This window comes from Chamaesiphon sp. OTE_75_metabat_556, from assembly GCF_031378165.1.
Lineage (GTDB): Bacteria > Cyanobacteriota > Cyanobacteriia > Cyanobacteriales > Chamaesiphonaceae > Chamaesiphon.
Genome location: NZ_JANNDR010000088.1, coordinates 1 through 6071, shown reverse-complemented (window position 1 = coordinate 6071; position 6071 = coordinate 1). Strand labels below are relative to the sequence as shown.

General features: G+C 50.2%; 4 protein-coding genes. All 4 read left to right on the top strand.

Translation table 11 applies throughout. From position 1 onward, the window contains the following. A partial coding sequence (locus tag RMO27_RS04150) for a methyl-accepting chemotaxis protein (RefSeq protein ID WP_309729394.1) occupies positions 1 to 756 on the top strand: 756 nt, incomplete at its 5' end. Positions 757 to 916: 160 nt separating this feature from the next. Continuing rightward, positions 917 to 2722, top strand: coding sequence for a methyl-accepting chemotaxis protein (locus RMO27_RS04145; protein WP_309729392.1), 1806 nt, complete (start codon positions 917 to 919; stop codon positions 2720 to 2722). Between the two features lie 161 nt (positions 2723 to 2883). Next, complete coding sequence (locus RMO27_RS04140) at positions 2884 to 3210, top strand: four helix bundle protein (RefSeq protein WP_396133608.1); 327 nt, start codon at positions 2884 to 2886, stop codon at positions 3208 to 3210. Between the two features lie 105 nt (positions 3211 to 3315). Continuing rightward, positions 3316 to 6071, top strand: a 2756-nt coding sequence (locus RMO27_RS04135; protein ID WP_309729388.1) for a hybrid sensor histidine kinase/response regulator, incomplete at its 3' end; no start/stop codon positions are given.

Below are 6071 nucleotides of genomic sequence, written 5' to 3'. Positions count from 1 at the left end.
CAGGCGATCGCGGTCAACCAACAGGCGAATTCGGCAATCTCCACGACCGACAGTATCAACGTCCTGGAAGCGATCTCGACCGAAACTGCCGAACAAGCCGATGCATCGGCAACTGGAGCAAAACAAGCCCTGTCACTAGCAGAAGAAGGCACCCAGGCAGTGAAAAAGACTATTCATGAGATGTCCGACTTGCGCGATCGAGTCGATGAAATCGCCCAGCAAATCGCCAATCTCGGCGAACAAACCGGCCAAATTACCACCGTCTCCGACCTAGTATCGGATCTGGCCAAACAAACCAACATGCTCGCCCTCAAAGCCGCTGTAGAAGCAGCACGAGCTGGCGAACAGGGGAAAGGATTCGGGGTGGTTGCGGGTGAAATTCGGAAACTCGCCGACGAAAGTAAAAAATCCGCCCAGAAGATTAACGATCTGGCGACGGATATTCAAACCTCAATCAACCGCACGGTGATGACGACAGATCGCGGTACCAAAACCGCTACCGACGGGATTCAACTCGCCGAAAATACCGCCGTGACCTTTATTGGGGTAGCCGAGGCCGTCAACAACGTGTTCTTGAACTCCCAGCAGATTTCCTCTAGTACCAAACGCCAAGCCACCGCCATTCAGCAAGTGCTCGGCGCGATGAACACCATCTCCCAAGGCTCGCAAGAAAGTGCGATCGGAATGCACAAAGTCAAAACCTCCACCAGAGAACTCAACCAGATTGCGGATGAGCTGCAAGCAGCGGTGAGTTAGGAATTAGTGGATGGTGAATAGTGAATAGTGAATAGCGAGGAAGAAGGACGCAAGCGTCCTAAATAATATCTGCGCTCCACTCAAATTCCATTACTATCCACTATCCACTATCCACTATCCACTCCCCCAACTATTCACCAAAAACTAACCTCTAACCCCGATGCTATCCACCTTCAAAACCAATTTCCAAGACAAATTCAATAACGTCTCGTTCAAAACCAAGGCGACGGCGGTGGCGATCTTGCTAGCACTCTTGCCCGTTGTCGGGGTTGGGGGCTTGGCCTACTTTCTGTCTAGTAGTAACTTGACCGAGACCGAAACAAACAGCCAAAAAGCGGCGGCTTTGTCGCTATCGGATGCACTGGCGCGCTTTATTGGTATTCGGCTTAAAGACGCTCAATCCATTGCCGATTTACCATTCGTCAACAATGCCGCGATCGTCAAAACCCTGCCGCTAGCAGAAAAAGAAGGCTTTTTGGATGACTATGTCGATCGATATAAATTTTATGACAGTGTGATGATTTTCGATCTCAAGGGCAATCCGATCGCTGCTTCTAAAGGTAGTAGTCGAGTCAACCATGCCGATCGAGATTATTTCAAGGCTGTACTCAAAACTGGTAAACCCTACACCAGTAAAGTGGAAACTTCCAAAACAACCAAACAATCATCGATCTACTTTGTTGCCCCAGTTAAAGATAGTATTACTGGACAGATGACGGCGATCGTCCGCATGAGAATGCCAGTTGCCGCGCTCAAACCAATTGCGACGCCATATGGGATTAATGACGAGCAATGGCACATTATCGACAAAACCACCAATAAATTTGTCCTTGACTTAGAAGACGATCGAGTCGGTCGCGAGACTAAGGACTTTGCGAAGTACGAGCAGTTAAAAGAAAGTGATAAACCGCAATCCGCTTTTGATGTCGATCTGATGACCAACCACAACCAGTTAATCTCCGCGATCGGTCTCCCCAAGAGTGAAGATTTAGGTCAGAGTAATCTGGGCGTACTCATGGCCAAAGATACCAGGTTTGTTGATGCCAAGGCCAATTCAGTTCTGGCGGTGCTACTAGTGGGGATGCTACTTGCTAGCGGTACGACAGTGGGTTTATCGCTGCTGTTGGGAAATCGGATTACCAAATTTATCGGGAAGCTAGCCGACTCAATTGTCAGTTCTTCGGGCGCGATCGTCGATACGGTTGAAATGCAAGAGGTCACGGTGAACATGCAAGCCAACTCAGCGATCGATACTAGTACCACAGTTAACGAACTCGGAGCGATCTCCTTCCAATCTGCCGCACAAGCCGAAGCATCAGCTAATGGTGCCCGCCAAGCCCTCTCGCTAGCTGAAGACGGGACTCGATCGGTACAACAAACCCTCCAAGGGATGTCTGGACTCCGGGATAAAGTAGACGCGATCGCCAATCAGATCGTCAATCTCAGCGAACAAACCGGCCAAATTACGATCGTATCTGACTTGGTTGCCGACTTGGCTAGCCAAACAAACATGCTCGCACTCAACGCAGCAGTAGAAGCAGCCCGGGCGGGCGAACAAGGTAAAGGTTTTAGCGTAGTTGCTGATGAAATTCGGAAACTTGCCGACCAAAGTAAGAAATCTGCCGATAAGATTAACCTCCTGGCCAACGACATTCAAGCAGCGATCAACCGGACGGTGATGGTAACTGATGAAGGTACCAAAACGGTAAACGAAGGGATTGACCTGGCTCGATCGACCGCCGACACCTTCGCGGGTGTGACCGACGCCGTCAACAACGTGTTCTTGAACTCCCAACAAATCTCCACCAGTGCCAAGCAACAAGCGATATCGATTCAGCAGGTACTAACCTCGATGACCAATATCTCCCAAGGTTCGCAAGAAAGTTCGATCGGGATGCACCAAGTGAAAATGACTACCAGAGAGTTGACTCAGGTGGCGGATGAGTTGAAAGCAGCAGTAGTTTAGGGAATAGGGGAGAGGATAGTGAATAGTGGATAGTGGATAGTGGATAGATTTTCTACCTGCTAATTACCGTTCACTATCAATAATTTACATGAAATCATACAGATTGAGGCTGTTCAATGAGTGTTAGTAGTTATCGCGACTTAAAAGTTTGGCAACTGGGAATGGAAGTTGCAGAACAAGTATACCGATTGACAGCAGAATTCCCTAAATCAGAAATTTATGGTCTGAGTAGTCAGATGCGTCGAGCGGCTGTTTCTATTCCTTCTAATATTGCTGAAGGTCAAGGTCGAGATTCAACTAAAGAATTTTTGCACTTTCTGGCAATTGCATTTGGCTCACTTTGCGAACTCGAAACACAACGACTGTTAGCGCGTCGCTTCAGTTACTTGTCGGACAAGGATCTTCAATCAATTCTTACTACTTTAACAGCAACAAGCAAAACAACTCGTGGCTTGCAAAAATCTCTCAAATTGAAATTAGAGAATTAGCGAATAGTAAACAACGAGGACGCAAGCGTCCCAATTTTGCATCGGTTAAGCTCCTATTCACTATTCACTATCCACTATTCACTATCCACTATCCACAAAAATACCATGTACATTGACGACGAAGAACTCAGAGGACTGTACAAAACCTCTGCCGCCGAGCATATCCAAGCGATCGAGTCGGCATTGATGCTGCTAGAAAAACAACCGCAAAATCCAGCGGTATTAAAGGACTTATTGCGTTCTGCCCATACGCTCAAGGGTGACTCGCGGATGCTAGGGGTGGAAGACGTCGAAACGCTCGTCCACCAGATCGAAGAATGTTTGATGCCGATTCTCCAGGGGAGAGGCTCCGCCAACGAAAAAGGTCAGGCGAGCATGACTGAAGCACTCTGCGACAGGCTCTATACTGGTCTAGATACAATCAAGCAATTGGCGCATACTGCCGTCACTGGCGAACCCAATGACGTCAATATGTTTTATGTATTGGCGACTTTGATGGGTGATGGTGGCGCAGCCCCACTGCCTAATATCGGCAATTCAGGATCGGTAGGAGTTCAGACCGCGCTGTTCGCAGAGATCGACGGCGAATCAAGCGTTCCCGATTTAGACGATCTCCCTTCATTTGGGTGGGTGAGCATGAGTGATGAAGAGTCACTCTTCGATACACCATCAGAGTTGTGGGTACATGAAGGCGATCGAGACTTGCTACAGCAGCCAATATCTGCTGCGGTCGAGCCACTACCATCGCTCGATCCGCCGGAAGTTGTAGCGCCAACACCGTCACAACTTCAGACATCGTTCCTGGAGTTAGCAGCCGAGCTATTTGCACCGGAAGAGTTAACAGATTCAGCACTGCCGCAAGTTGATGCTACTACGGGAATACAGGGCGATCGCGAGCAAGACTTTAACGATTTTATCTTGATGCCCGGTACGGTACCGCCACCGGCAGCAGATCTCGACGATCTATTTAGTCTCGATGCGATCAAGCAGTCGAGTTTCGATGGTGAAGGTCACTTCACATTGATTTCGAGTCAGAGTGGTGCGACCGCTAGATCGACTCAGGCGGATGAAGATTCGTTGTTTGGAGCTTTTGACGATCTCGATTTATTGGTGCCCGCCACCGATGAGGCGATCGACTTGGCCTTGCCCATACTGGCCGATCTCACCACTGAGTCGATCGAGTCTAGCTCCGCACCACCAGCCAGATTGCCAGATCTCCATCCGACCCCACCCGTACCACCAGCACTGCCAGCCGCAAATATCGGCGAATACCAAATTGAGACGATTCGGGTCGAAGCCAAGCAGCTAGACGCTTTGATGGGACAATCTGGGGAAATTAATGTCATCAACCAACAGATCGCCAGTCGATTGCTCGATCTCGAAGCCCTGGTCGAAATCTGGGAGAATGGCAGCCGCGATTACCAATATTTCCAAACGCTGATCCAGCAGCTCCCGTCACATTCACCCCTGCACCACCAACTTAGTCGCAACAATCGCCAGTGGGAGCAAATGGGCGCGCTAATCGATAAGTTCAAAAAATCGATCGGGTCGGACAGTTCGCGCTTGGAACAAGTCACATCCGCCCTCGAATCGGGCGTCAAAAAGTTGCGACTTTTGCCATTGGCGACGATTTTCAATCTCTATCCTCGGATGGTCAGAGATCTGGCCAAAACTCAATCTAAGGAGATTAATCTGGCGATCGATGGTGGCGACCTCCTCCTCGACAAACGCCTCCTAGAAGAGATTAAAGATCCGTTGATGCATATCTTGCGAAATGCGATCGATCACGGGATTGAAACGCCAGCAGAACGCCAGCAGAATGGCAAAGTGGCCGCTGCGACCCTCTCGATTCAAGTCCGTCAAACTGGCAACCAAACGACGATCGAGATCCTTGATGATGGGCGAGGCTTGGACGTACAAAGGATTAAAGCCACTGCCATCAAACGAGGACTACATACCAAGGCTGAATTGGACGCAATGGGCGTCGATCGGATTCAATCGCTGATCTTTGCGGCGGGTTTCTCCACCCGCGCTCGCGTCACCGAGCTATCTGGGCGCGGTGTGGGCTTGGATATCGTCAAAACGAATATCGAACGGGTCAAAGGATCTGTCGAGGTAGAATCATCACCCGATCGCGGGTGTACATTCCGCATCGTCCTCACTCACGCGATCGGTAGTTCGCAAGTGATGATGGTCGATGTCCGCGACCAAACCTACGCCATCCCTGTCGAATTTGTCGATCGGATGTTGTTGGTCAATAAAGCGGAAATCTTCGCCCTCGGTGGTACCCCGACTACGCAGATTAACGGTCAAACGACCACAGTAGCTTGGTTGGCAGATTTGCTCTCCTTACCAGCCACTGCCCCCAATTCACCAGGGGAAATCGCCCGCACCTCCAACTCGATTTCCTGTTTACTGCTCCAATCGGGACGCCAACAACTAGCACTGCTAGTCGATCGCATCAACGATCGGCAACTAGTGACAATCGAGTCGCCCCATCCCCTATTACACAACGTGCCCCATCTGAGTGGTTCGACAATTTTAGGGACGGGTGCGGTCTGCTTGGTACTCAATCCCCTCGATCTGTTTGCCACCGCAGCAGGGCATAATCCCCTGGCACCGAGCAGCACGGATCAGTCACTACCGATCGATACCACGCCTTCGATCCTCTTGGTCGAAGACTCACTGGTCATTCGGACGCAGATGACCCGGATTCTGACTGGTGCTGGCTACACAGTCACCGCCACCAAAGATGGCCTAGAAGGTTGGGAAACCCTCCAAGCCGGACAATTCGATCTCGTCGTCTCTGACGTGGAAATGCCTCGCTGGGGCGGATTGCAGCTCACGAGTGAAATTCGCAG

What these genes read in the sequence shown, in the direction of transcription:
- RMO27_RS04145 (WP_309729392.1), top strand. Translation starts at nt 917, where the DNA reads ATGCTATCCACCTTCAAAACCAATTTCCAAGACAAATTCAATAACGTC.
- RMO27_RS04140 (WP_396133608.1), top strand. Translation starts at nt 2,884, where the DNA reads ATGGAAGTTGCAGAACAAGTATACCGATTGACAGCAGAATTCCCTAAA.